A 23,521-nucleotide genomic window follows, 5' to 3' on the forward strand; every position below is an offset into this window, starting at 1 on the left:
TCGCCCGCCTGCGTGCCTAGTCGACCAGCGTCACGATTGTGTCGCGCGATTTGCGCACCTTTTTCATCGGCAACAGCCAGTCCGCCGCAGGGTCGCGGTACCCCAGTGGCAGCAAAACAACCGATCGCAGGCCACGCGCAGTAAGACCCAAAATCTCGTCAACTTTGCTTGGATCGAAGCCTTCCATCGGCGTGCTGTCGACTTCTTGCTCGGCCGCAGCCACCAGCGCAATTCCCAACGCAATATAGGCTTGGCGCGCCGCGTGCGCATAGTTGACCTCGGCGTCGCGAGGCACATAGTTGCTTTTCAAATTGTCGTAATAGGCGTTCAGCATTGGCAAATCGCCACGTGCTTCGACATTCAGTTGCACAACATCATCGATACGCTCGGCGGTGTAGGTGTCCCACGCGGCAAATACCAACAGATGAGAGCCATCGGTGATCTGGGCTTGATCGCCTGCCGCTTTGCAAATTTTTGTCTTAACGTCCTGATTTGTCACCAATATCAGCTCAAATGGCTGCGTGCCACTTGATGTCGGAGCCAGTCGAATGGCCTCGATGATAGCGTCGACTTTGTCCTGTGGGACAGGTTTTGTAGGGTCCATTTTCTTAGTTGCATAACGCCAGTTCAACTGGTCACTGAGGGTTTTGTTGGTCATTTATCTGATCCCATTGTCGGCACCGGAATGGTGCGGTATACATTTGTTACCGACGCTATATTCGGTACCAAAATCCTTCGCAAGGAGGCACAATTTTGACCCTCGGTTACAAAAAGGGAACCGCCATGCTGGACGCCGAACAATGCCCCGATTGCAAACGCATCAATGGTGTCCTGTCGCGGGTCGGGGACCGCTGGAGCGTTCTGGTGGTCATCTCGCTGTCGCAATACGGCACGCTGCGGTTCAATGAACTGAAGCGGAATTTGGGAATTTCGCAACGCATGCTGAGCCTTACGTTAAAAGAGTTGGAACGTGATGGTCTGGTCAATCGCACCTATCACCCGACGATCCCGCCCAAGGTCGAATACAATCTGACGCCGCTCGGCGAATCCTTTCGCGCGCCTGTCGCTGCTTTGGGGTATTGGGCGCTTGAGAACCTTTCAGCCATTGATGCCGCCCGTGAAGCGTATGATGCTTCAGCCTAACTCGCTAAATGCGGCCAAGCCGCCAATCTGCAAACAGGTTGGATCGTTCCGAAAACGCGTCTGTGTCGTATCCGGCGAACAACCCGTCTTGGGTGACTAGAACAGTGCGCCAGCCACGTGCAGCAGCCCCCAAAATATCGGTGTGCAGCGTGTCACCGCACATGGCTATGCGCTGCGGCGGGACCCCGGCTAGTGACGTCTCGATCAGATCATAGACCTCTGGAAAAGGTTTGCCGAAAAACCGCACGTGGTCGGGAAATTCGTCTGCGATAAGGTGGCCGTAGTGGCCGGGTTCTATCGAAAACCCGTTGTCGCGTGGCGCTGCCAAATCGGCGTTCCCGATCAAGAGGGGACGGGGGCGTTGTCGCATCGCTGCCACCAGCAGGTCTTGTCGTTTCTCGGTCCACTCGGCGGTCGATAAGAATAGGAACTGGTCTACAGCAGTATAGATTTTCGCGCAGTCTTCTAGTCGATCAGCAGAGGGCGGAAGGTCAGTCAAAGTATCTGATGTTGCCGCAGCAACCCCCCAATGCCCGTCGGCCAAATGAAGCAAGGCTGCCTCGCGACTGGTGATGATTTCGTCATCAGCGACGCTGAGACCCAAACGCTTGAATTTGTCGATTGCGCCGGCACGATCGTAGCTGGCGGCGTTGGTCAAAATCCGAATGGAACAGCCACGTTCACGCAGTTGATCGAGGCGACGGTCGGCACCAGGTATCATCGTTTCGCCGACATTCAGCACGCCAAAAGCGTCAAAAACAAAGGCGTCAATGTCGTCGGTAATATCCAGCAATGATGAAATGTCAGCCGTCTTTGGTTGGTCGATAACCTTGGGAAGCCTGTCAGCCACTTCTTCGTAGCGGTCAAAAATCGATTGCGTTGTTTGCATGCTGCCCCGGTCAGGATGGGTGACGGATTGGATTGGGTGTAACAGTACGGATAAATGCCAAGAGGAAAAGGGAAAACAACAAAACGATGCGATTCTGAGGCATTTTGTATGGATTTTCGTGAACACATTATGATTTAAGTTATAAATATCAACTAGTTGATAAGTGTATCTTGAGATGCAACATTAAAATGTTGTTTTGTTGCTTTTGAACGCCTAACGTGACCTCACCAAGTGTGTGGGGTTTGGATGTCATCTAAAAAAGCGAAGCGACGCGAGGCGATTACGACCCTTGTTCTAGAGCAGGGTGCCGTCACCGTTGGATCGCTGGCTGAACGTTTTGACGTCACGATGCAGACGATCAGGCGCGATGTAGACAAGCTGTGCGAGGGTGACATGTTGCACCGTGTGCACGGCCGCATCGAGCTAAGCCAAGAATTCCTGAATACGCCTTTTGATCAACGCGCCGGCACCAACCTGCTGGGCAAGCGCGCCATCGGTGAGGCCGCCGCCAGCCTGATCCCCGATGGTGCGACGCTGTTTATTTCGATTGGATCGACCCCACTAAGTGTCGCGCAGGCCTTGCGGCGTCGTAAGGGTCTGACCGTGATCACCAATAACCTCAGTGCGGCGATGGCACTTAGCGAAGAAGTGTCAAACCGGATCATGCTGCCGGGCGGCGAATTGCGTTTGCCGGATCGCGATATTCTTGGGAACGAAGTTTTGGATTTCTTCGGGCGGTTTCGCGCAGAATTCGCGGTTTTCGGCACCGCAGGCATCGCAGCTGACGGCGGGCTGTTGGAATTTCACACAACCGAAGTCCGGGCGACACAAAAGATTTGCGAAAACGCGCAACAATCGTTGTTGGTGGTGGACGGGTCCAAATTCGGACGCACGGCGCCGGCGCTGGGCGACAACATCACCAGCATCGATACGGTCATTATCGACCGCCACCCGGCTGCGGAATTTGCGCCGCTATTGGGTAAAATCAGCGACAGGCTTGTGATAGCCGAAGGAGAAGGCGCATGACGGCTGCCCCGTTTGTGGTGATCAAAGACGTGGCCAAGCGCTGGAATGGCCAGTTGGGCGTCGAAGGTATTTCGTTGGATATTCCCGAAGGCAGCTTTACCGCGCTGCTGGGGCCGTCGGGGTGCGGCAAATCCACGACGCTTCGTTTGCTTGCCGGGCTCGAGCATCCCGATGAGGGGGCCATTTTCATTGACGGCAAGGACGTGACGACCAGTGCGGCGTCAGATCGAAACCTGTCCATGGTGTTCCAATCCTACGCGTTGTTCCCGCATTTGTCGGTCGCCGAGAACGTCGTGTTCGGCCTGAAGGTGCGGCGGGTGCCAAAAGCCGAGCGTCAACAAAAGCTGCACAGGGCTTTGGAAATTACCGGATTGCTTGGCTATGAAAACCGTAAACTGGGCGAATTGTCGGGTGGGCAACGCCAACGGGTGGCGCTTGCGCGGGCGATTGTTGCAGGGCAGCGGTTGTGTTTGATGGATGAACCTTTGTCGAACCTCGACGCCAAGCTGCGTAACTCTGTGCGCAAAGACATCAAAAAACTGCAGCGCGATCTGGGCATCACCGTGGTTTACGTGACCCACGACCAGACCGAGGCCATGAGCATGGCCGACACAGTTGTCTTGATGAAAGATGGTCATATCCAACAGGTTGGCCCGCCGCAGGACCTGTACAACAAGCCCAATAATACCTTTGTCGCAGAGTTCGTGGGCGCACCGCCAATGGCGCTGATCGAGGCCGCCGGTCTGAACGGGTACGAGATAGGTCAGACATTGGGCATTCGGGCCGAGAACATCGAAATCGTGGCCAAAGGCAAAGGCCGGATGACCTGCACCGTGAGCGAAAGCGAATTTCTAGGCTCCGAGACATTGATCGGGCTGGAGCATGATCGTGCGACAGGGCTGAGCGTCCTTAAACCCGGCATGGCGATGATGCCCGAAGGTCAAATCGTCGACATCGATTTTCACAACGACAGCCTGCACGTCTTTGACGGTGCCGGGCATAGAATGACGGCGCAGGGGTAACGTTTGCGACGGCTAAAAGACCGATAAAATCCTAGGGAGGAAACCATGAAACTATTTTCAACAACCGCGCTTGGACTTGCGACTGCAATGGCAGCAGGCCTTGTCACAACGGCAAGTGCTGAAACCGAGCTTACGATGTATTACCCGATTGCTGTCGGGGGGTCTTTGACCGAAGTCGTTGACGGCATCGTCGCCGATTTTGAAACCGCCAACCCTGACATCAACGTCACCGCGATCTATTCGGGCAACTATGACGACACTCGCGTGCGGGCCTTGTCCGCGCTTGCGTCGGGCGAAGCTGCGCAGTTGGCGGTCATGTTTTCGATCGACGCCTATGACCTGATCGAACAGGAATTGATCGTTCCGTTCGAAGACGTTGCGACAACGGACGCTGACAAGGAATGGCTAAACAGCTTTTACCCGGCCTTGATGGCAAACGGTAAAATCGAAGGTCAAACCTGGGGCATCCCGTTCCAACGCTCAACAATCGTGGCCTACTACAACAAGGATTTGTTCCGCGCCGCGGGTCTGGATCCAGAGGCACCGCCAACCACGTGGGACGAAATGATTTCGATGGGCAAGGCCCTGACCAAGGACGACACCCACGGTCTGATGATCCCGTCCACCGGTTATCCGTATTGGATGTTCCAAGCGCTCGCGATCCAGAACGGCAAAGAGGTCATGTCTGGCGACGGTCTGACCACATATTTTGACGACCCAACCGTTGTTGAAACGCTGGAATTCTGGAAATCACTGTCCGCCGAGCATGGCATTATGCCCACAGGTACGGTCGAATGGGGCACCTTGCGCCAAGCCTTTCTAGAGGGTCAAACCGCGATGATGTGGCATTCTACAGGCAATCTGACGGCCGTGAAAAAGGGCGCAAGCTTTGATTTCGGTGTCGCAGAACTGCCGGGCAATGCGCGCCTTGGTTCACCCACAGGTGGCGGTAACTTCTATCTGTTCAAAGACACAACAGACGAGGAAAAAGCCGCCGCACTAAAGTTGATGCAGTTTATGACGTCACCAGAACAAGCGGCGGCATGGTCCATCGCGACTGGCTACATGGGCGTGTCCCCGGCAGCGTATGAAACGGAGGCGTTGAAAGCTTACACCGCTGAATTTCCGCCAGCGTTGGTTGCGCGCAACCAGTTGGAAAACGCCGTTGCCGAGTTTTCGACGTTTGAAACAGCGCGTGTGCGTGATGGTCTGAACAGTGCGATCCAATCCGCGCTGACCGGGGCAAAAGAGCCTGCCGACGCCCTTGGTGAAGCCCAGGCCGCCGCGGTGCGCCTGTTGTCTGACTACCAATAACCACGGACAATAACCACGGATGGGCCGGTGCGTGATCGTACCGGCCTGACTCTTCTCAACCGGAGACGCCGCCATGTCAGCCCATGCCAATCTAGAACGCCGCAGGCAGGCCATCTATGGCTGGCTGTTGTTGTCGCCGGCACTGGTGTTGCTGTCGGTGTTTGCCTTTTACCCGACAATGGCGACGCTTTGGTCCAGCGTGTTTTCACGTGGCACCCGTCGCAAGCCTGTCGAATTTGTCGGCAGCGAAAACTACACCGACCTGTTTGTGGATCCGACATTCTGGCTCGTGGTCAAAAACAACCTTTTGTACGCGGGCGTGACCATCCCTGTGTCCATTGGCATCGCTCTTGCAATGGCGCTTTGGGCGAACTCTAAAATTTCGGCGCGTGGCTTTGTGCGCACCGCCTATTTCACACCGACCGTGCTGCCGATGATTGCTGCCGCCAATTTGTGGCTGTTCTTTTACACCCCCGGTTTAGGTGTGCTGGATCAAATCGGGTCCGTCTTTGGCCTGCCGTCGGTGAACTGGCTGGGACAGCCTGAAACCGCACTCTGGGCGATTATCATCGTGACGATCTGGAAAGAGGCGGGGTTCTTTATGATCTTCTATCTCGCGGCTTTGCAAACCATCCCCGAGGATCTGAAAGAGGCCGCAGATATCGAGGGGGCCAGCCGCTGGACTTACACCCGCCGGATTGTGCTGCCGTTGTTGATGCCGACCACTGTGTTCATCGCGGTGAATGCGTTGATCAATTCGGTCAAGCTGATTGATCACCTGTTTATCCTGACCAAGGGGGGGCCGTCGGATGCCTCGAAACTCTTGCTGTATTACATCTGGGAAATGGCCTTTGCGTTCTTTGACGCGCCACAAGCCGCAGCGATGACGATCCTTGTGATCGCTGTGCTCGCAATCGTGGCGGCCGTGCAGTTCCTTTATCTTGACAAAAGGACGCATCACCAATGAAACGCCTCAGCACTTTCATGGACAGCTTCGGCGCGATCCTTTTGGCAATCATCTGGATCGCGCCACTGTTGTTTGCATTCTGGGCCGCCACCCATTCGACGTCTGATGCGGTGAACTTGAAACTGTTTTCGCCTTGGACGTTGGATAATTTCCGTGTGGCGTGGAACGGCGCGCCTTGGTTAAAATACTTTATCAACACCTTTAGCTTGGTGACTGTTATCCTGATCGGTCAGTTCATTCTGACAACTTTGGCCGGGTTTGCCTTTGCGCAACTGAACTTTCGCGGCAAGGATTTCGTGTTTATTCTGGTGTTGATGCAGCTGTTTATTCTGCCCGAAGTTCTGATCGTCGAGAACTACGCGATGGTGTCACGTTTGGGTCTGTTCGACACGATCCTGGGCGTCGGCATGCCCTACATGGCCAGCGCGTTCGGTATTTTCTTGATGCGCCAAGCGTTCAAAGGTGTCCCGATCGAGCTGCACGAGGCCGCGCGGATTGAGGGCTGTGGTTTGTTGGGCATTTTGTGGCGCGTCTATGTGCCGTTGGCCAAACCGACCTATTTGGCCTATGCTTTGGTTTCGGTCTCGACCCATTGGAACAATTTTCTGTGGCCGTTGATCGTGACCAATTCGCCGGAAACGCGGCCACTGACGGTTGGGCTTTCGATTTTTGGTGCCCCGGAAAACGGCGTCGACATCAGCGTCATTTCCGCCGCAACTTTGATGTCAGTCGCACCGCTGCTTATCGCGTTCCTGATTTTCCAACGACAATTCGTCCAAGCCTTTCTGCGCGCAGGGATCAAATGACCGCAATTTTGCAAATCACCGATACTCACATCGTGCCCGAAGGGGCGCTGGTTTCAGGTCGGCTGGATACGTTTGCTGCCCTGACACGTCTGATCGAACGGATCACGTCAATCCAACACCAGATTGATGCGATCGACGCGATTTTGATCAGCGGAGACCTGAGCGATAATGGTTCGCCCGAAAGCTATGACAGGGTCAAATCGCTGCTCGAACCACTTGGTCTGCCGCTGCTGGTGATCCCGGGCAATCACGATGCTCGTGCACCGATGCGCGCCACCTTTGGCGATCAGTTCGCTGCGGATGGCCCCTTGGATTGGGCCCAGAAAATCGGGGATCTGACGGTGATCGGCCTTGATACGCTGGTCGAAGGGGCGCGCGAAGGCACGTTGGTACCGTCGTCTTTGGCGTTTCTAAAGACCCAACTGAAAAATGCAAAAGACGCGCCGGTTCTGTTGGCCATGCACCACCCGCCGTTCCAGACAGGGGTCAAATTCTTGGATGATATCGGCCTGACCAATCGCGACGTCTTTTGCGAGTTGCTGGCGGATCATGCCGGTCCGTTGCGGATCATTTGCGGGCACATCCATTCCATGACGGTTGCGGATGTGGGCGGGCATGTCGCGATTTCGGCCCCGTCGCCTTGCAGCACATTCGCGTATGATCGTCGCGCCGATGCGCCTGTGGGGTTCATGTCGCTCGAAGACGGTTGCCTCTTGCATAAATGGGAGGCAGGGTTCCATTCAATTCGAATTGGCCCAAACGCAGGGCCCGGTCCGTTCCCGTTTTGATGCGACCGCAGTGCTGACAGAAAGTTTCCTTTGTGGATGAACCGAACCTGATCCAATTCCTTCTCAATATTGCGGGGGCGGCAGCGCTGCTGATTTGGGCTGTGCGTTTGGTGCGCACAGGGGTCGAGCGCGGATTTGCAGCGCCACTGCGGTTCTGGCTGCGCCATTCTGCCAAAAACCGGCTGGTCGCCGCCGCGACGGGCATGGGCGCTGCGGTGTTCTTGCAAAGCTCGACGGCTGTGGCAGTTCTGGTGTCAAATTTTGTGTCCAAAGGCGGACTGGCCACGGCGGTCGGTTTGGCAATCCTGTTGGGGGCGGATGTCGGATCGGCGGTTGTCACCCAGCTGTTGATGGTGCGCCAAGCGTTTCTTATTCCGCTGTTGTTGTTGGTCGGTGTAGCAGTATTTTTACGCGCAACCGGCAGCACACGCCAAATCGGTCGCATCCTGATCGGATTGGCGTTGATTTTTGTGTCGCTCGATATGATCCGCGCGGCCACTGGCCCGATGGTGGCCAACCCTGCGACCGAAACTGTCATGGCGTATTTGGCAGGCGATCTGTTGACGGCGTTCATTCTGGGCGCAGTTTTTGCGTGGGTTGTGCATTCCAGCGTTGCGGCCGTTTTGTTGTTTGTCACCCTCGCCGGGCAGGCGGTTTTGCCGGGGCCTGCGGCTGGTGCGATGATCCTCGGGGCCAATCTGGGTGGTGCTTTCATTGCGTATGTTTTGACGTTGTCAGCACCGTTGTCATCGCGTCGGATGATCGTGGCAAACCTGGTTTTGCGCGGCGGTGGGGCAGTTTTGGCGACCTTTGTTATTTTCACATTTCCAGACGTCTTGGGTCGCCTTGGGGCTACGGCTGCGCGTCAATCAATCAACCTTCATCTGGCGTTTAACGTGGCTTTGGCCGTTGTTTCATTGCCATTTGTAGGGGTTTTGACGGGGTTACTGACGCGTTTGATGCCGGACAAGGCTGAGGGCGAAAATCCGTTGCAGGCGGCCAGTGCGCTTGATCCTGCCGCTTTGGCGCGCCCGCAGCGTGGCTTGGATTGTGCGGCCCGAGAATTGCTGGGAATGGGCCAAAAAATTGAACGCATGCTCAGCGCGGTTGAGCCACTTTATGACACTTGGAATGACGCGGCGGCGACATCGATCCGCGATCAGGATGTGACGATTAAAAAGATGCATCTGGACGTAAAACTATACCTCGCGCGGCTCGGGCAAAAGGGGTTGGACGAGGACCTTGGAGGGCGCTCTATGGAGCTTGCCTCGATCTCGTCCAGTCTGGATTCTGCGTCAGATGCCATTGCCCGGATCATGCTGGAACTGGCGGGCCGCCTGAACGCCCAAAAGCTGCAGTTTTCCCCGAAAGGGCGTGAAGAGATCGGTGACTTTTCCGACCGGGTGCAAAGCAATGTGCAACTGGCGCTGAACGTGATGATGAACCAAAACCCCGCCGAGGCACGGGAGTTGGTCGCCGCCAAAGAAAAAGTCCGCAAAGTCGAGCAAAAATTGCAACGCAATCACATTGGTCGTTTGCGCGAAGGTTTGGCCGAAAGCATTGAAACCAGCAATATTCACCAAGAAACGTTGCGGGCGCTCAAGCAAGTGAACACAGCGTTTTCGATGGTCGGGTATCCAATTTTGTCGAAATCCGGGGATTTGTTGAAAAGCAGATTGGCTTAACGGCGTTCAGTCTAAAATTGTATTTTAGATCAAACAGATGGACCGAACCCCAAGATCAATTGGCGCAGGCCAATGGCCGCTCCGATCATGATGCAGATCAACGTGAGCGGCGCGCTTAAGGCCAGCACGGAAAATGCTGACAGGCCCTGACCGACGCTGCACCCGACAGCGACAACCGCCCCCATTCCCATCAGGGCAGCCCCTAGAATTTGGCGGCGTAATTCGCGTGGATCGTCGCAGGCTTCCCATCTGAAATGGCCTTTGAACAGGCTGCCAATCAAAGCACCCAGCAGCACCCCAACAACAGATCCGGTGCCAAAGCTGATGGAATTGCCCGATGAGGTCATGGCGTACAGAACTGTCTCGCCGATTGGTGCGGAAAACGTGTGGCTGACAACAGGGATTGCCTCAAAACCGGTGCTGGCGATCCACTGTGTGCCGGCCCAACCTGTGACAATCGCAACGCCGCCAATTGCCCCCCAGAACACATGGCTGCCAGCGTTGCGCATGTCACGGTTCACCAAGGTCAGCGCTAAAATGGCAACGCCAATCGCGATGCCGGTGCGTTCGAGCGATAGCCCTGTCAGCTGTGCGCCCAAATGGGCAAAAGTCGACGTGTTCAGCGTTTCCTCGGACGCGCCGAACGCCCAAATGCGCAAACCGGATAGGGGGCCGCCCAATGTCACATAGGCGGATATGCCCATGATCAGCACGATCAAAAGCGCGCGTAAATCGCCACCGCCAACCCGCGCCAGCGCGCCGTAACCGCAGTTGCCAGCCAAGGCCATGCCGTAGCCAAAGACCAGCCCGCCAAAGATGCTGGCCACCGGATTCCAGCTGCGTGACAAGTAGAGTGTTTGTTCCAGATCCAGCAATCCTGTGGCGGACAGGCTGAACGTCCCGACGACGGATACGCCGATGGCGATGCCCCACATGCGCAAGCGCAGTGTGTTTTCGCCGTAATAAAGATCTTCGATGGCACCAAGGGTGCAAAAGCGTCCGATGCGCGCGGCAAGCCCTAACAGAATGCCGCCGATCAGGCCGACAATGGCAACGGCGACAGGCTCGGATACGACATCAAACACCTGCGTTTTCCATGTGTTGCTGCTTATTTTTCGCGGCAGAACAAATCATAGACAACTTCCATGATCTGTTTGGGGCGATCATCGGTCAGACGGTAGAAAATGGTTTTGCCATCGCGTCGTGGCGTGACCAGCCCCTCAAGACGCAGGCGCGACAATTGCTGCGACACGGCGGCCTGGCGTGCCGACAACAGGTCTTCTAGTTCGGTCACAGACTTTTCACCCGAGGCGAGATGACACAAGATCATCAATCGGCCCTCGTGGCTGATCGCTTTGAGAAAGTTGGACGCTTGCATGGCATTGGCTGCCATCTTGTCCATATCTTCTGCGCACATGTTCACGTCAAATACTGGCAGACCCATGTTTACCTCAACATTTGGGAGAGTTTCGGCCGCGGTGGGCCCAGAATGAACTGTCATATACGCACCTCATCCCGTGATATCAATCTTAGCTTGCTGCAGCATCTGGCCCAGCAATCCCCAAAAGAAATCCTCGCCGGGGTATCCTTCGATCCGCGCGGCCTCGTACCCGTCGATCATCAACACAAACGTCGGCGTGAAATTCAAACCACGCGCGAATGACATGCCGGCAGGGGGGGCGTTGTGAATGTCGATGCGCTGCAACGGCGCTGCGCGACCTTCGGCGGTTTTGGGGTAGATATGCGCGATCTCGTCATTCCAGCGTGCGCACCACACGCAGCCTTGTTCCTCGACCATGACCAACACGGTGTCAGCGGCGGCGGTAAGAGCGGATGAAATCATCAAAAGCGCGCTGAACGTAAGGGTGCGGAGTGACATGTTGATTTGACCTTGAGTTAACAAACAACATAATATGAATATGTGAATTACACAAGCCGTGTGAATTTTGAAAATGCGAGGGCCTCTCATGCTGGAAATCACCTATTTGGGGGCCGCTGTTGCGGGTCTGTTGTCGTTCTTGTCGCCGTGTATTCTGCCGATTGTCCCTTTTTACCTGAGCTATCTGGCTGGCGTTGGCATGAACCAAATCACCGGTGATGCTGATATTGATCCCAAAACGCGCAGGCGTGCGGTGCTGGCGGCATGCTTTTTTGCGGCCGGAGTCATCACGATTTTTATGGGGCTGGGGGCGGCGGCGACGGTCTTTGGTCAAGTCGTGCGTGAATATTTCGACATCCTGCGGTGGATCGCTGCGGCTGTGATTATTGCCATGGGGCTGCATTTTCTGGGCGTAGTCCGGATCGGGGTTTTGTACCGTCAATTGCGGGCCGATACGGGCAATACCGCGAACGTCAATCTGATCGGGGCCTATGTGATCGGGCTGGCGTTTGCATTTGGATGGACCCCCTGCGTCGGGCCGGTTCTGGCCGCGATCTTGTTCACGGCGGCGGGGGCTGACACGGCTGCAACCGGGGCAGGGCTGCTGTTTGTCTACGGCCTGGGCATGACCGCGCCGTTCATTCTGGCCGCATTGTTCATAGGCCCGTTCATGTGCTGGATGGTTCGTTTTCGACGTCATCTTGGGCTGATCGAAAAAATCATGGGCGCGATGTTGATCCTGTTTGGCGTGCTGATCGCGACCAATTCGGTGAACTATATCGCGCAATGGATGCTGAACGTGGCGCCCGATCTTTGGCTACTTCTTTAACTCAGGAGGATATCAAATGAAGACCTTACTTGCAGCCTGCGCCGTCTTACTGGCGATGACATTTACCGGCACTGCCGCTGATCTTGGTGACGATGGATTGCACAAAACCGCTTGGATGCGCGACACCTTCAAGGACCTCGGCGAAGATTTGGCCGAGGCAAATGACGAGGGCAAACGCCTGATGATCATCATCGAACAGCGCGGATGCATTTACTGCAAAAAAATGCACGAAGACGTGTTCCCGATCAAAGAAATCGCGGACTACATCGACGCCAATTTCTTTGTGGTGCAGATCAATATGTTTGGCGATGTCGAGGTCACGGATTTTGACGGCACGACTTTGCCCGAGAAAGATATGGTTCGAAAATGGGGGGTGTTGTTCACGCCATCGATTCTATTTTTCCCAGAAAATGTAGCGGCGGATGTCTCTGCGGCCCAAGCTTCAGTTGCCACGATGCCGGGCGCATTCGGGCGTCACACGACCTTTAATATGCTGAATTGGGTTGTTGAAAAAGGGTACAACGGGGACGAAAGTTTTCAGAAATATCATGCACGTAAGTTTGCAGAGCAGTCGCAGTGACGGTCAGGTCCGCGCCACAAATTCCGATCACATAATAAAATTCAAGTAAGTGAATTTGTTGTTGCGTCATCACAAATCTGTGCGCTACGATACATAAATTCGAAGTGTTTGGGAGGACGCATGAGGAAATTTGGAATTGCAGCCGTCGTTACGGGTCTGCTGACAACCGCCGTTTACGCAGAGCCTGTCGCACCCGCAGCCGTGAATTTTGAAGACGGGGTTGTCACGGCGTCATTGACGGGCGTGGCTGGTGATCCGGTCAACGGCCGAGAGGTTTTCAAGAACCGCAAACAGGGAAATTGTCTGGCCTGTCACGTCAATGCCGAGATGCCCGAGGAATCGTTTCACGGCGAAGTCGGCCCCGAAATGACGGGCGTGGCTGATCGTTGGGAAGCCGGCGAATTGCGCGGGATCGTGGCAAACTCAAAGATGATGTTTGAGGGTACAATCATGCCTGCCTTTTACCGCGATGCAGGGTTCGAGCGGCCTTTGGAGAAGTTTGAAGGCCAGACCATTCTAACGGCGCAACAGGTCGAAGATGTCGTCGCTTATCTGCAGACGCTCAAAGAAGAATAAAAACCCTTTTCCGATGGGAGATACCAATATGGAACTGAACCGCAGAAAAATTTTGGGGCTAGGCGCGGGGACGGTGGCCTTTGTGTCACTGTCTGGCGTGGCTGTTTTTGCTTCGCTCACCGACGATGCAATTGTCGCGATGACAGGGGGTGCAGACGTCACCGAAGGCGGCATCGATTTGACAGCGCCTGAGATCGCAGAGAACGGCAACACCGTGCCAATCGCTGTGTCCGCACCCGGTGCCGTCGAAATTGCGCTGTTTGCAGCCGGCAATCCAACGCCTGCTGTTGCGACGTTCAAATTCGGCCCGTTGGCCGGCGCACGCGCGGGTTCAACACGTATTCGTTTGGCCAAAACCCAAGACGTAATCGCAGTCGCAAAAATGGAAGACGGCACATTCCGCCGCGCCAGTGCGACAGTCAAAGTGACAATCGGCGGCTGCGGCGGCTGACCTGAAATTCGAGGAGAGACAATATGGCTTCTGGTGTTAAACCACGCGTCAAAGTTCCGAAAACGGCGGCTGCCGGTGAAGTGATTACGATCAAGACATTGATCAGCCACAAAATGGAATCCGGCCAACGCAAAGACGATGATGGCAACCTAATTCCGCGCTCGATCATCAACCGCTTTACGGTCGATTTTAACGGTCAAAACGTCATCGACGTCACGATCGAACCTGCGGTTTCGACAAATCCGTTCTTCGAATTCGAGGCCACAGTGCCCGAAGCCGGTGAATTCCAATTTACTTGGTACGACGACGATGGGTCCGTTTACGAGACCAGCAAAAAGATCGCGATCGGCTAAGGCACGTCAGTTTAGGGAGGACGACGGGATGAAAATGACGAAACTGCTAGTGGGTGCTGCATGCTTTGGTATGGTTGCGCTGACGGCGAATGCTCAGGAAACTGCCAAACTGTCTGTCGATGGCGGTGAGGCGTTGACGATCCGAACGACGGCGCCTGCGCACGCAGAAAACCTTGACGAAATCTCATCAGGCTGGATTTATCGGTCAGCGGAAACGCGGGCGCTACAGCTTGATGATTTCGACAATCCGGCCTTTGTTTTTGTGGATCAGGCGATTGATCAGTGGGACAAGGTTGACGGAACTGAGGGCAAAGCCTGTTCGTCTTGCCACGAAAATATCGAAGACTTTGCCGGTTTGCGCACAACATTGCCGCGGGTCGAAGACGGTCAATTGGTCTCGATGGAAAATCTGGTCAACGAATGCGTCACTGATCGCATGGGCGCTGACGCGTGGAAGTGGTCCAAGGGCAAAATGACCTCAATGACAGCCCTGATTGGCCTGCAATCACGTGGAATGCCGATCAATGTGGCGATTGATGGTGATGCCGCGCCGTTCTGGGAACAGGGCAAAGAGTTGTATTACACCCGCGTCGGGCAGCTCGATATGGCGTGTTCGAATTGTCACGAGGACAACTACGGCACGATGATCCGCGCAGATCACCTGAGCCAAGGTCAGATCAACGGCTTTCCAACCTATCGTCTCAAGAACGCAAAGCTGAATTCGTCGCATGCCCGTTTCAAAGGCTGCATGAAAAACATTCGCGCAGAGCCGTTCAAAGAAGGCGGTCAGGAATTCCAGGCGTTGGAATTGTATCTTGCATCACGTGGCCAAGGTCTGTCGGTTGAAACACCATCTGTGCGCAACTGATCTACGAACTGAACCCCTCGGCCGTGTGGCTGTGGGGTTTTTCCAATCCCATCTAATTCAAACATGCGCATATGTACGCAAGTGAGGCTGCCCGATGATTTCCCGCCGCGATTTTCTGCAAACAACTATGGCCGCTGCAGCACTATACGGTACGTCCGGCTTTGGAAATTGGGCTCGGGTCGCTGCGCAGCAATCGCTGACACAAGACAGGCTGCTGGAATTTGACACTTTCGGAAACGTTTCGCTGATCCATGTGACGGACATCCACGCGCAACTAAAGCCGATCTATTTTCGCGAACCGTCTGTCAACATCGGAGTGGGGGGCAACAAAGGGGCTGTGCCGCATGTTACCGGTGCGGATTTTCGCAAATTGTACGGCATCGATGACGGCAGTGCGTCGGCCTATGCGTTGTCGTCGACAGATTTTTCCGCGCTGGCGCAAACCTACGGCCGGGTCGGTGGGTTGGATCGCGTGGCGACTGTGATCAATTCGATCCGTGCCGCGCGTCCGGACGCGTTGTTGTTAGACGGCGGCGACACATGGCACGGCAGCTACACCTGCTATCAGACTGCGGGCCAAGACATGGTCAACGTCATGAACGCGCTAAAACCCGACGCGATGACGTTCCATTGGGAATTCACGTTGGGATCCGAGCGGGTCAATGAAATCGTCGAAGGTTTGCCCTTTGCCGCCCTTGGTCAGAACATCTTTGACGCGGAATGGGACGAGCCAACGGAATTGTTCCCGCCCTACAAATTCTTTGAACGCGGGGGCGTCAAGATCGCTGTGATTGGTCAAGCATTCCCGTACATGCCCATCGCCAATCCCGGCTGGATGTTTCCTGAATACTCGTTCGGTATCCGCGATGAACGGATGCAGGAAATGGTCGACGAGGTCCGCGCGAACGGTGCTGAATTGGTTGTTTGCCTCAGTCACAATGGCTTTGATGTCGACAAACAAATGGCCGGCAAAGTCACTGGCATTGACGTAATCCTGTCGGGCCACACCCATGATGCACTGCCCGAACCGGTGTCGGTCGGGGACACGATTATCGTCGCCTCTGGGTCGAACGGAAAATTCGTCAGCCGCGTTGATTTGGACGTGCGCGATGGTCGGATGATGGGCTTTCGTCACAAGCTGATCCCGATCTTTTCCGATGTGATTACGCCGGATGCCACGGTGACCAAATTGATTGATGAACAACGCGCACCCTACGTCGGCGCATTGTCCGAAGTCATCGGTCAAACCGGCGATGATCAAACGCTGTATCGCCGTGGGAACTTCAACGGCACATGGGACGACCTGATCTGCGACGCGCTGATTTCCGAACGCGAGGCGGACATTGCATTGTCCCCCGGCGTGCGGTGGGGACCGTCGATTTTGCCGGGCCAAGACATCACGCGCGAAGACATCTGGAACGTCACCTCGATGAGTTACGGCGAAGCGTATCGCACTGGAATGACAGGCGAATTCTTGCATGTGGTGCTTGAAGACGTGGCAGACAACCTGTTCAATCCTGATCCCTATTACCAGCAGGGCGGCGACATGGTGCGTGTGGGTGGTCTTGGCTACCGGATCGACGTGAGCAAGCCTCAAGGCGAGCGGATCACCGAAATGACCTTGCTGAAAACCGGCGAAATGATCGACCCGACCAAGGCCTATCAAGTCGCAGGATGGGCGTCGGTCAATGAGGGCACCGAGGGGCCCAAAATCTGGGACGTGGTCGAGGCGCACATCGCAAAACAGGGCACTATTTCCCTTGATCCAAACAACAGTGTGAAAGTCGTCGGCACCTAAGCCAACGATAAGACGGAGGCATCTGAAATGTCAGACAATACAACACGAAATAGCCCATCGCGCCGTGCGTTTTTAAGCGGTGCAGCGGCAGCAGGTGCAGGCGCGCTGACGACAACTGCAGCAACGGCGCAAACGGCTGACCCGCTGATCACAGATGTGCAACCTTGGGCGCAGGAATTCGGCGAGGGTGTCGACGCTGTTCGCTACGGCCTGCCAACTGCGCACGAGGGCGACGTGATCCGGCGCAATGTGGAATGGCTTACCGCTGACACCATCAGCTCGATCAACTTTACGCCCATTCACGCGTTAGATGGCACGATCACGCCGCAGGGCTGTGCGTTCGAACGCCACCATTCCGGCGCGATTGACCTGAAAAAAGACGACTACCGTTTGATGATCAATGGGCTGGTGGATACACCTTTGGTGTTTTCCTATGCCGATTTGGAGCGGTTCCCGCGTGAAAACCACGTGTATTTTTGCGAATGCGCGGCCAATACCGGCATGGAATGGGCGGGTGCGCAGTTGAACGGTGCCCAGTTTACCCACGGTATGATCCACAACATGGAATACACCGGCGTGCCGCTGCGGACCTTGCTGGAGGAAGCGGGGTTGGATACGGCAGGTGATCTTAAAAACAAATGGGTGTTCGTTGAGGGTGCAGATGCGTCGTCAAACGGGCGGTCTATCCCGATGGAAAAAGCGCTGGACGATGTGTTGATCGCGTTCAAAGCCAACGGTGAGGCGCTGCGCCGCGAACACGGTTATCCTGTGCGCCTTGTCGTGCCTGGGTGGGAAGGCAACATGTGGGTCAAGTGGATCCGCAGGATCGAGGTCATGGACGGACCCGTCGAAAGCCGCGAGGAAACCAGCAAATATACGGATGTTTTGGAAGACGGCACAGCGCGCAAATGGACCTGGGCGATGGATGCAAAATCTGTGGTCACCAGCCCCAGCCCGCAATCCCCGATCACACATGGCACGGGGCCTTTGGTCATTTCCGGCCTCGCGTGGTCGGGTCGCGGCGCGATCACCCGTGTGGATGTGTCCAAGGATGGCGGCAAGAATTGGGAAACCGCGCGCCTTGCAAAACCGGGTGAAAAAATGGCCCTGACGCGGTTCTACCTCGACACCGATTGGGACGGAACAGAGATGATGCTGCAATCGCGCGCCATCGATGACACCGGCTATGTCCAGCCGACAAAGACGCAGCTGCGCGCGGTGCGTGGCCTGAATTCGATCTACCACAACAACTGCATCCAAACGTGGTTGGTGCGTTCAAACGGCGAGGCTGAAAATGTCGAAGTTTCTTAAATCCACTGCATTTTTGGTTGCGATAACACTTTTTACCGGCCCCGCGTTTGCCGAAAAATTCGGACTTGGACGCACGGCCTTGCCCGAAGAAATTACCGCGTGGGATGGCGACATTCAGCCCGATGGAACCGGACTGCCTGTCGGGTCAGGGGATGCGTTAATTGGCGAAGAAATCTTTGCGGATCAATGCGCTGCGTGTCACGGTGATTTCGCTGAAGGTATTGATAACTGGCCTAAATTGGCGGGCGGCGCTGACACACTTGATCACGATGATCCGCTGAAAACCGTAGGCTCATTCTGGCCACATCTGACCACGGCCTACGACTACATCCAGCGGTCCATGCCGTATGGCAACGCAGGCACGCTGAGCGATGATGACGTGTACGCGATTGTCGCCTACATTCTTTATTCCAACGACCTGATCGACGACGATTTTGTACTGTCTAACGAGACGTTCTTTGACGTTGAAATGCCAAATGCCAACGGTTTCATTGTCGATAATCGGGCTGAGACTGAATACGCGCAATGGACGGGCGAGCCGTGCATGACAAACTGCAAATCAGAAGTCAAAGTCACCATGCGCGCCATGGTTTTGGACGTCACCCCACAAGAGGAGCGCACCAAAGTGGCAGCGGCCTCCGAAGAGGCACCAGAAGTAGCTGTTGCAGCCTTTGACCCGGAATTGGCCGCAGCTGGCAAAAACGTGTTCAAGAAATGCAAATCTTGCCACCAAATCGGCGCGGGGGCAAAGAACAGAGTTGGCCCGATTTTGACCGGCATAGTCGACAATCCTGCGGGTGCCGTGGACGGGTTCAAGTACTCCAAAGCGCTGCGCAAAGCGGCAAAGGCTGGATTGATTTGGAACGACACTGAATTGGCTGCTTTTCTGGCCAAGCCAAAGGTGTATTTGAACGGCACCAAGATGTCGTTCGCTGGCCTCAAGAAAGAAGCAGATCAATTGGCGATTGTTGAATTTCTAAAATCGCTCGAAGAGTAGATTTGTGGGTCTGATTGAACCCGCCAATGATCGGGATCAAGGCCTGCGAACCGGTCACATGTATTGGCCACACAACCAGGGGATAGAACGATGAGATACCTTAAAACACTGAGCGCGATTATTTTCGCGGTGTTCACGGCGACCGCAGTGCTTGCCCAAGACGGATTGGCGGATCACAAACTGGCCTTGCAGATCAGCGACAACAATCCTCAGAAAATGAACACGGTTTTGAACGTCGCGGCCAACGTGACCCGCTATTACGAAAGCATTGGCGAAAGCGTCGAAGTGCGCATTGTCGCGTTCAACGCTGGTCTGCACATGCTGCGAGAGGATTCCTCGCCGGTGATGGATCGGTTGAAGGTATTTGGCGCATCAATGCCCAACGTGACCTTTGCTGCCTGTGCCAACACGATCGATGCGATGACGAAAAAAGAAGGCAAACCAACCCCGATTGTGAACATAGCAGAGCACGTGCCGGCCGGTGTCGTCGATCTGATGACACTGGATGAAAACGGCTGGACGATCATTCGCCCCTAAGGCTGTTCGCAGGGCCGTTCGGGGCTGTACCTGCGTGTGTTAAAAAACAATTGCAACACTTTGATCCAGAACAAGGTTTTTCACCCAACTATCAGCCAAAATAGCGCTTCCAAAAGGAGAGACTGCAATGAGATCATATTTGTTAGCCGGAGTTCTATGCGCTGCATTCACAAGTGGCGCGCAGGCAGAAGACACATCGACATCCTATCCGTTTGATGGGTCATTTGACGATGCAACATTCAGTGTGGAAAACGCGATTATCGGCAAGGGGCTGGTGATCGACTACGTCAGCCGCACCGGTGAAATGTTGAACCGGACAGCGGGTGATGTTGGCAGTGATGTCAAAATATTTGACGCCGCAGACGTGTTTCTTTTCTGCTCTGCCGTCCTGTCGCGCAAAGTGATGGAGGCCGATCCGATGAACATTGCACACTGCCCCTACGGCATTTTTGTCGTTGATCGTGGCGGCGAGGTGATCGTTGGTTACCGCAATTATCCAGCTGGCGCGATGCAAGAGGTGCAGGCGCTTTTGGATGAAATCGTCCAAGAGGCGGTGGGGGAATAATGAACTACCAATCGTTTTTTAAAGCAGCACTTGATGACTTGCGCGAACAGGGCAACTACCGCGTTTTTGCGGAACTTGAACGCCACTGTGGTGCGTTCCCCAAGGCGACGTCACGTGGGGGCGAAACCGCTGATGTGACGATCTGGTGTTCGAATGATTATCTGGGAATGGGCCAGCATCCGGACGTTTTGGCGGCCATGCATGACGCGCTAGATCGCTGCGGGGCAGGGGCCGGTGGCACGCGCAATATCTCGGGCACGACCCATGAACACGTTTTGCTAGAGTCCGAATTGGCCGACCTGCACGGCAAAGAGGCGGCGTTGCTGTTTACCTCGGGCTACGTGTCGAACTGGGCTGCTTTGGGCACGCTGGCCTCGCGCATTCCCGATTGTGTGGTGCTGTCGGATGCGCTTAATCACGCGTCGATGATCGAAGGCATTCGTCATTCCAAAGCCGAACGCATAATTTGGGCGCACAATGATCTGGCCGATCTTGAGGCCAAGCTGGCGGCATTGCCGCTGGATCGCCCAAAACTGATCGCCTTCGAAAGCGTCTATTCCATGGACGGCGACATCGCACCAATCGCTGAAATCTGTGATCTGGCGGATAAATACAACGCGATGACCTATCTGGACGAAGTCCATGCGGTCGGCCTGTACGGCCCGCGCGGTGGTGGCATCGCCGAGGAACGCGGATTGATGGATCGGCTGAGTGTGATCGAAGGCACGCTTGGCAAAGCGTTTGGCGTGATGGGCGGATACATCGCCGCCTCGACCGGGTTGTGCGATTTCATTCGCAGCTTTGCCAGCGGGTTTATTTTCACCACCGCATTGCCACCTGCCGTCGCTGCGGGCGCTGCTGCATCGATCCGCCATCTGAAAACCAGTCAGGCGGAACGCGACGTGCAAAAGTCAAAAGTTGCACAGGTGCGGGCGCGTCTTGAGGCGCTTGGTATTCCGCATGTAGACAACCCCAGCCACATCATTCCGGTGATGGTTGGCGATCCGGTCAAATGCAAATACATCTCTGATGTGCTGCTCAAGGATTTTGGCATCTACATCCAGCCAATCAATTACCCGACGGTTCCCAAAGGCACCGAACGATTGCGCATCACGCCATCGCCGGTTCATTCAGAAGCTGACATCGACCATCTGGTCAGCGCAATTGGTCAGCTTTGGGAACAATGCCAACTGGCACGGATGCCGCTCGCTGCGCAGTGACGCGGGGCTACTCGAACTCCATCTGTTCATACACGCGCCCGGCGTTCTTTGTTGCCAATTCTTCGAAGGTATCAAGATGGGCGTAGGGCGTTTGATCCACATAATAGGCGTCGGCGAGATCACCGCCGTCGTCTAAATGGGCCCCAACTTTCTCACGCAAATAGATCAGATAATCGCGGGTGTAGCGGCGGACTTGGTCCATGTTGGTGGGATGGCCGTGTCCTGGAATGACGTATGTCGCGTTCAGCGCCTCGAATTCAGTGTCCCAGGTTTCGATCCAATCCGCCGTCATGGTGTGCTCGAAAACCGGCAACATGCGTTCGTGAAAGGCCATGTCGCCGGCGATCACGAGGCTTTGTTGCGGCAACCAAATGACAATGTCACCGGCGCTGTGGGATGGCCCCAGATAGCGGGCTTCGATCAGCATGCCGCCCATTTCAACGCCAAAGGTGTCCTCAAATGTTTGCGTGGGCAGCGCGACGGTCGTCTGGTCGGCACGCTCTTTCAGGCGCGTTCGGGCTGCGCGCAATGATTGCCCGCCACGTTCCTCAAACTCGGCCGCGGCATCGACGTGTGCGACGATGTCGACACCTTGCATGGCCCAGTAGGAATTGCCCAACATGGCATGCCCTTGGCCATTCTCGTTGAATACCAGCTTTACCGGCTGTTCTGTCACCACCTTGATTTCTTGGTGCAGGGCCTCGGCCAATTGGTAGGACCCGCCACCGTTGATGACGATCACACCATCGCCGGTCACAATAAAGCTTAGGTTGTTGTTGTGGCCGGCATTTTCATAGGTCGGTGGGGCGGTGGCACCGATCGCAGAAAACACATTTGGGATCACTTCGACCGGTTTGGAATACAGCACAGAGGCGGGATATTGATCCGCGATGTCTTCGCTCGCGAAAGCCGGGGCCGCGATAATCGCGCAAGTCATTGCTAAATAATGCATCTTCATCCCTCTGCCACAAAGGCATAGCCGTCTGCCGTTTTGTCCACGTAACCGACACCGTTTCCGGACAGGTGATACCCGATCACGCGGGTCTGTTCGTGGGCAAGCTGATCCATCAAGGACAGCCGTGTCGTCGCAGCGGTTTCGGGGTCCTGATCCGAACCCGAATTCCACTCCGGTTTGGCAAATGCGATGTGATCGTTGCCGATGCAGTCACCGAGGATCATCACAGCTTCGGTGCCGCTGCGGACCTCAAGCGCCATGTGACCGGGCGTGTGCCCATAGGTTGCACGCGCGGCAACGCCAGGCATGATTTCGTCGCCGTCATCAAAGAACGCGATCTGGTCTTGGATCATGCCTAACCGGCGCTGGGCACCAACGGCGAACGAGGCGCGCGCCTCGCCAATCTGATCGACGGTGTTCGGGTTCATCCAGTAATCCCATTCCGCTTTGCCAATCATATAGTTGGCAGTGGGAAACAACGGATCGTCAAAATCATCCAACAGCCCCCACAGATGGTCCGGATGGGCGTGGGTGAAAGCGATGTCAGTAATGTCGTCGGGGCTGACATCCAGCGCCTCAAGCGAGGCCAACAAAATACCAGAGTTTGGTGAAAAATCTGGCCCGGACCCGACATCGAACAAAACTGTGCGCGCGCCATGACGCATCAAGGTGACGTTGCAAGGCGGCGTCAAAACGTCGGGCGACTGACCGTATTTTTCAAGGATAGGCAGCAGTTGATCCTGCGGCATCGGGTCGAAAATGAAACCTCCTGGCAAGGTCAAATTGCCATCGCTGACAACGTCGATCCGCATGTCACCAATCGCAACTTGGGCGCAGGCCAAACCTGCAGGCAAGCCAAGCGCTGCACCTGCTGCCAATGCAGCCCCGCCTGTGACAAACGTGCGTCTGGGAACGGTCATTCTTGCTTTCCACTCATTCTCTTATCTGAATATGAATGATTG

27 protein-coding genes are annotated in these 23,521 nt (G+C 55.3%); 20 read left to right on the forward strand and 7 right to left on the reverse strand.

The window, feature by feature from the left end; genetic code table 11:
* Positions 1 to 16: 16 nt before the first annotated feature.
* On the reverse strand, positions 17 to 658 hold the full coding sequence (locus tag ACFIO0_RS04795; protein ID WP_390914103.1) for a nitroreductase family protein: 642 nt from the start codon (positions 656 to 658) through the stop codon (positions 17 to 19).
* 95 nt (positions 659 to 753) lie between these two features.
* Between ACFIO0_RS04795 and ACFIO0_RS04800 the strand changes: the two genes are divergently transcribed.
* Positions 754 to 1,143, forward strand: coding sequence for a winged helix-turn-helix transcriptional regulator (locus ACFIO0_RS04800; RefSeq protein ID WP_390914104.1), 390 nt, complete (start codon positions 754 to 756; stop codon positions 1,141 to 1,143).
* Between the two features lie 4 nt (positions 1,144 to 1,147).
* On the opposite strand, the gene ACFIO0_RS04805 is transcribed toward ACFIO0_RS04800, so the two are convergent.
* Complete coding sequence (locus tag ACFIO0_RS04805; RefSeq protein ID WP_390914106.1) at positions 1,148 to 2,032, reverse strand: HAD hydrolase-like protein; 885 nt, start codon at positions 2,030 to 2,032, stop codon at positions 1,148 to 1,150.
* Positions 2,033 to 2,278: 246 nt separating this feature from the next.
* Between ACFIO0_RS04805 and ACFIO0_RS04810 the strand changes: the two genes are divergently transcribed.
* The 7 genes from ACFIO0_RS04810 (at position 2,279) to ACFIO0_RS04840 (ending at position 9,640) form a co-directional block, all read left to right on the forward strand.
* Positions 2,279 to 3,058, forward strand: coding sequence for a DeoR family transcriptional regulator (locus ACFIO0_RS04810; RefSeq protein ID WP_390914108.1), 780 nt, complete (start codon positions 2,279 to 2,281; stop codon positions 3,056 to 3,058).
* Complete coding sequence (locus ACFIO0_RS04815; protein WP_390914110.1) at positions 3,055 to 4,080, forward strand: ATP-binding cassette domain-containing protein; 1,026 nt, start codon at positions 3,055 to 3,057, stop codon at positions 4,078 to 4,080. The genes ACFIO0_RS04810 and ACFIO0_RS04815 overlap by 4 nt, the downstream gene beginning before the upstream one ends.
* 45 nt (positions 4,081 to 4,125) lie before the next feature.
* Positions 4,126 to 5,394: an extracellular solute-binding protein gene (locus tag ACFIO0_RS04820; RefSeq protein ID WP_390914112.1), complete on the forward strand. Its 1,269-nt coding sequence runs from the start codon at positions 4,126 to 4,128 to the stop codon at positions 5,392 to 5,394.
* 73 nt (positions 5,395 to 5,467) lie between these two features.
* Positions 5,468 to 6,361: an ABC transporter permease subunit gene (locus ACFIO0_RS04825; protein ID WP_390914114.1), complete on the forward strand. Its 894-nt coding sequence runs from the start codon at positions 5,468 to 5,470 to the stop codon at positions 6,359 to 6,361.
* A complete protein-coding gene (locus ACFIO0_RS04830; RefSeq protein ID WP_390914116.1) occupies positions 6,358 to 7,167 on the forward strand; it encodes an ABC transporter permease subunit in 810 nt (269 codons plus the stop codon). Before ACFIO0_RS04825 ends, ACFIO0_RS04830 begins: the two co-directional genes overlap by 4 nt.
* Positions 7,164 to 7,955, forward strand: coding sequence for a metallophosphoesterase (locus tag ACFIO0_RS04835; protein ID WP_390914118.1), 792 nt, complete (start codon positions 7,164 to 7,166; stop codon positions 7,953 to 7,955). The genes ACFIO0_RS04830 and ACFIO0_RS04835 overlap by 4 nt, the downstream gene beginning before the upstream one ends.
* A gap of 32 nt (positions 7,956 to 7,987) precedes the next feature.
* Positions 7,988 to 9,640 (forward strand): Na/Pi symporter, encoded by a 1,653-nt coding sequence (locus ACFIO0_RS04840; protein ID WP_390914120.1) that lies wholly within the window; start codon positions 7,988 to 7,990, stop codon positions 9,638 to 9,640.
* A 29-nt stretch (positions 9,641 to 9,669) separates the two neighbouring features.
* On the opposite strand, the gene ACFIO0_RS04845 is transcribed toward ACFIO0_RS04840, so the two are convergent.
* The 3 genes from ACFIO0_RS04845 to ACFIO0_RS04855 form a co-directional block, all read right to left on the reverse strand.
* Positions 9,670 to 10,725 (reverse strand): YeeE/YedE thiosulfate transporter family protein, encoded by a 1,056-nt coding sequence (locus ACFIO0_RS04845; protein WP_390914122.1) that lies wholly within the window; start codon positions 10,723 to 10,725, stop codon positions 9,670 to 9,672.
* Positions 10,726 to 10,748: 23 nt separating this feature from the next.
* Positions 10,749 to 11,084 carry a metalloregulator ArsR/SmtB family transcription factor gene (locus ACFIO0_RS04850; RefSeq protein WP_390915281.1) on the reverse strand — a complete coding sequence of 112 codons (336 nt, stop codon included), beginning with the start codon at positions 11,082 to 11,084 and terminating at the stop codon, positions 10,749 to 10,751.
* A gap of 66 nt (positions 11,085 to 11,150) precedes the next feature.
* A complete protein-coding gene (locus ACFIO0_RS04855; protein WP_390914124.1) occupies positions 11,151 to 11,519 on the reverse strand; it encodes a hypothetical protein in 369 nt (122 codons plus the stop codon).
* A gap of 88 nt (positions 11,520 to 11,607) precedes the next feature.
* Between ACFIO0_RS04855 and ACFIO0_RS04860 the strand changes: the two genes are divergently transcribed.
* From ACFIO0_RS04860 to hemA, 12 genes are all read left to right on the forward strand, one after another.
* Complete coding sequence (locus ACFIO0_RS04860; RefSeq protein ID WP_390914126.1) at positions 11,608 to 12,348, forward strand: cytochrome c biogenesis protein CcdA; 741 nt, start codon at positions 11,608 to 11,610, stop codon at positions 12,346 to 12,348.
* 16 nt (positions 12,349 to 12,364) lie between these two features.
* Positions 12,365 to 12,928, forward strand: coding sequence for a thioredoxin fold domain-containing protein (locus ACFIO0_RS04865; protein WP_390914128.1), 564 nt, complete (start codon positions 12,365 to 12,367; stop codon positions 12,926 to 12,928).
* 120 nt (positions 12,929 to 13,048) lie between these two features.
* The gene (gene soxX, locus ACFIO0_RS04870) at positions 13,049 to 13,504 is read left to right on the forward strand and encodes a sulfur oxidation c-type cytochrome SoxX (protein ID WP_390914130.1); all 456 of its coding nucleotides are present in this window, start codon (positions 13,049 to 13,051) and stop codon (positions 13,502 to 13,504) included.
* 28 nt (positions 13,505 to 13,532) lie between these two features.
* Positions 13,533 to 13,955: a thiosulfate oxidation carrier protein SoxY gene (soxY, locus tag ACFIO0_RS04875; RefSeq protein ID WP_390915282.1), complete on the forward strand. Its 423-nt coding sequence runs from the start codon at positions 13,533 to 13,535 to the stop codon at positions 13,953 to 13,955.
* Between the two features lie 23 nt (positions 13,956 to 13,978).
* Positions 13,979 to 14,308: a thiosulfate oxidation carrier complex protein SoxZ gene (gene soxZ, locus ACFIO0_RS04880; RefSeq protein ID WP_390914132.1), complete on the forward strand. Its 330-nt coding sequence runs from the start codon at positions 13,979 to 13,981 to the stop codon at positions 14,306 to 14,308.
* A gap of 28 nt (positions 14,309 to 14,336) precedes the next feature.
* Positions 14,337 to 15,176, forward strand: a complete 840-nt coding sequence (gene soxA / locus ACFIO0_RS04885) for a sulfur oxidation c-type cytochrome SoxA (protein WP_390914134.1) — start codon at positions 14,337 to 14,339, stop codon at positions 15,174 to 15,176.
* A gap of 94 nt (positions 15,177 to 15,270) precedes the next feature.
* Complete coding sequence (gene soxB / locus ACFIO0_RS04890; RefSeq protein WP_390914136.1) at positions 15,271 to 16,974, forward strand: thiosulfohydrolase SoxB; 1,704 nt, start codon at positions 15,271 to 15,273, stop codon at positions 16,972 to 16,974.
* A 27-nt stretch (positions 16,975 to 17,001) separates the two neighbouring features.
* Entirely contained in the window at positions 17,002 to 18,285 is a 1,284-nt protein-coding gene (gene soxC, locus ACFIO0_RS04895) for a sulfite dehydrogenase (RefSeq protein ID WP_390914138.1), read from the forward strand.
* Positions 18,269 to 19,282: a c-type cytochrome gene (locus ACFIO0_RS04900; RefSeq protein ID WP_390914140.1), complete on the forward strand. Its 1,014-nt coding sequence runs from the start codon at positions 18,269 to 18,271 to the stop codon at positions 19,280 to 19,282. Before soxC ends, ACFIO0_RS04900 begins: the two co-directional genes overlap by 17 nt.
* A 90-nt stretch (positions 19,283 to 19,372) precedes the next feature.
* Positions 19,373 to 19,819: a hypothetical protein gene (locus tag ACFIO0_RS04905; RefSeq protein ID WP_390914142.1), complete on the forward strand. Its 447-nt coding sequence runs from the start codon at positions 19,373 to 19,375 to the stop codon at positions 19,817 to 19,819.
* Positions 19,820 to 19,946: 127 nt separating this feature from the next.
* Entirely contained in the window at positions 19,947 to 20,384 is a 438-nt protein-coding gene (locus tag ACFIO0_RS04910; protein ID WP_390914144.1) for a DUF302 domain-containing protein, read from the forward strand.
* Positions 20,384 to 21,604: a 5-aminolevulinate synthase gene (gene hemA / locus ACFIO0_RS04915; RefSeq protein WP_390914146.1), complete on the forward strand. Its 1,221-nt coding sequence runs from the start codon at positions 20,384 to 20,386 to the stop codon at positions 21,602 to 21,604. Before ACFIO0_RS04910 ends, hemA begins: the two co-directional genes overlap by 1 nt.
* 7 nt (positions 21,605 to 21,611) lie before the next feature.
* On the opposite strand, the gene ACFIO0_RS04920 is transcribed toward hemA, so the two are convergent.
* Positions 21,612 to 22,556, reverse strand: coding sequence for an MBL fold metallo-hydrolase (locus ACFIO0_RS04920; protein ID WP_390914148.1), 945 nt, complete (start codon positions 22,554 to 22,556; stop codon positions 21,612 to 21,614).
* Positions 22,557 to 22,558: 2 nt separating this feature from the next.
* The gene (locus tag ACFIO0_RS04925; protein WP_390914150.1) at positions 22,559 to 23,479 is read right to left on the reverse strand and encodes an MBL fold metallo-hydrolase; all 921 of its coding nucleotides are present in this window, start codon (positions 23,477 to 23,479) and stop codon (positions 22,559 to 22,561) included.
* Positions 23,480 to 23,521: the final 42 nt, after the last annotated feature.

It is taken from the genome of Pseudosulfitobacter sp. SM2401, from assembly GCF_042932805.1.
In the GTDB taxonomy this organism is placed as follows: Bacteria; Pseudomonadota; Alphaproteobacteria; order Rhodobacterales; family Rhodobacteraceae; genus Ascidiaceihabitans.